Source organism: Streptococcus porcorum (assembly GCF_053203725.1).
In genome coordinates, this window is record NZ_JBRUDG010000065.1 from 1 (window position 1) to 2,289 (window position 2,289).

Consider the following 2,289-nt stretch of genomic DNA (forward strand, 5'->3'; position numbering starts at 1 on the left):
TTTAGGATGGAAATCTCCTATCGATATCAGAAAAGCTTTACTAGGAGCTAGCTCCTAGTAAAGCTTAACAAATGGATAGCTTCAAAATAACATTTTAGGTCTCACATCATTGACAAAGGTACAAGTTGACATCATAGCTCGGCTCAGGTGCTGGATAATGTGAAATCGATCAAGAACAATTTTCGCTCTTGGAAATAGCTGTTTGATGATGGGAATATAGCTACCCGACATGTCCACTGTCACGACCTTGACAGTCTTTCTAACGGCTCTAGGATACTTGTAGAAATAGTTCTTTATGGTAGCTTGGCGGTTATTCTCGAGAATGGTCACAATGCGTCTCGTCTCAAAATCCTGGGCAATAAAGGCAAGTTTTCCTTTGTTCCGACTAAATTCATCCCAGCTTAAGACTTTTGGTAATGTCGTAAAATCTTGAGGAAATTGAAACTGAGCCAATTTTCTCTGTACGACGGACACGGAAATGTGTAGTCTCCTAGCGATAGCTGAGTTGGTCATGTTTTCTGTGTGTAGTTGAGTGACTTTCTCCCAGATTGGTTGGGAAATCTGACAGTTTTTCTTGACCAGAGGTGTCTCAGAAACGGTTACTTTTTGGCAAGATTTGCACTGAAACCGCCGCTTCTTAAGCAGTAGGAGGGTTGGAAGCCCCTGACAATCTAAAATTGGAATTTTTGAGGGCATTTGAAAATCGTACTTGATACATTTTTCTTGGCAATGAGGACAGCTAGGACTGTCGTAATCTAGCTTTGCCCTGATCTCTAGATGGGTTTGATGTTTCAAAACGAATAGAATTTTAATGTTTTTATCTTTGATTCCGATAAGTTCTGTGGTATGATCTTCGCTTTTTTATTTCTAGGCTCAGGAATCAAGAGTCACTTCCCTGACTCTTGATTTATTCCATATGAACCCTTTCTAATGAGTTGTTTGAACGCTTTTCATTATAGGTCATATGGGACTTTTTTAAGTTTTCAAATTTCCTGAAACCAAAGGCATTTCTCTTATTTGGCGTTGGAACAAGGTGATTCTAGGTCATTCTAGGTCATTCAAAACCTTGTCCTTATCCTTTAGAAATGTCTTAAACACCGTCTGGAAAAACTGTCGCAGCTCATCTGAGTAAGATAGGAGTTTTTTCTAGAATTTTCTGGCTAGTTAAGTGTATCCGAAACTTAGGGTGCTAGAATTGTTAATTGTTGAGTTTACGGATATCCTGTTATACGAGTTTCTAGTAAGGTCTCAAAGTACGGTATTAGTGTTCTTAATTATCAATTAGGAAGCAGCTTTTCCCCTTGCTGTGACTTGAACAACAAAAGTTAACGGTCTTTTCGATTTGTTTTTCAAACGGTTAAATCCTACAAACCATTTGATTAAGCTTCCATGTCTCTATTTTTACGATAGGTAGTCCTGTTTTCTTATTATGCTCTATTATATAGCTAGGCTTCATTTCAACATGACATTTATGTCATGTTGAAATGCTAAAAAATTTTATATGATAATTTAGTAAGTTTTAGAGCTTACAAAATGATCATAAGGAGTGTAGTATAATGCAAGAAGAAAATCAGAAAGATTTTGAAGCGATCTACAAAAAAGTTGCGGCTATAGTGAATAAAACACGCCAGAATTACTATATCAAACTTTGGGACTATGACGACTGGCATCAAGAAGGTAGAATCATATTATATCGATTACTGAGAGACTTTCCAGAGTTTAGAAAAGATGATCCCAAACTATTTACCTATTTCAAAACAAAATTTATCAACCACGCTAATGATGTTGTTAGAGCGCAAGAAAGCCAGAAGCGTCGTTTTAGTAAAATGGCCTATGAAGAAATCGGAGAAATGGGGGATAGTATTTGTCAAGACAGACTATTTTTAGATGAAATAGTAGCTTTTGAAGATGCCTTATCTCGTTTTGAATCTACCTTAAATTATAAGGAAAAAGTGCAATACAAACAATTTTTAAGAGGGGAAAGATTTAGAGGACAAAAAGTTATGAAATCACGGTTACAGAGTTACCTATCTGACTTCAAAAATTAGGTTAATAAACAGTAGTAAAATATAAGGGAGATTGAGTGTTGAACACTTTTTTGAAAAAAAAATAAAAAAACACAAAAAAGTGTTGACACTTAATTGATAAGCTGATATACTATAATAGTTGTCGCGAGAGAGCGACAAAGACCTTTGAAAACTGAACAAGACGAACCAAACGTGCAGGGTTACGAAAGTAACCTGTCAAGAAACAATAAGTCAGCGATGACAAGAAGAGCGTGAGCTCAAA

1 protein-coding gene and 2 pseudogenes are annotated in these 2,289 nt (G+C 36.3%); 1 reads left to right on the plus strand and 2 read right to left on the minus strand.

Annotated elements, in window-relative coordinates:
- Positions 1-123: 123 nt before the first annotated feature.
- Together ACVRWY_RS09445 and ACVRWY_RS09450 are read right to left on the minus strand one after the other, a co-directional pair.
- A pseudogene (locus ACVRWY_RS09445) lies at positions 124-834 on the minus strand (ISL3 family transposase); the annotation flags it as partial.
- 73 nt (positions 835-907) lie between these two features.
- Positions 908-1,186: pseudogene (locus ACVRWY_RS09450) on the minus strand (ISL3 family transposase); the annotation flags it as partial.
- 370 nt (positions 1,187-1,556) lie between these two features.
- Between ACVRWY_RS09450 and ACVRWY_RS09455 the strand changes: the two are divergent.
- Positions 1,557-2,048, plus strand: coding sequence for a sigma-70 RNA polymerase sigma factor region 4 domain-containing protein (locus tag ACVRWY_RS09455; protein WP_354369915.1), 492 nt, complete (start codon positions 1,557-1,559; stop codon positions 2,046-2,048).
- Positions 2,049-2,289 lie beyond the last annotated feature (241 nt).

Bases quoted from the DNA above. Each gene is read 5' to 3' on its own strand.
- ACVRWY_RS09455 (WP_354369915.1), top strand. From the start codon at position 1,557: ATGCAAGAAGAAAATCAGAAAGATTTTGAAGCGATCTACAAAAAAGTT.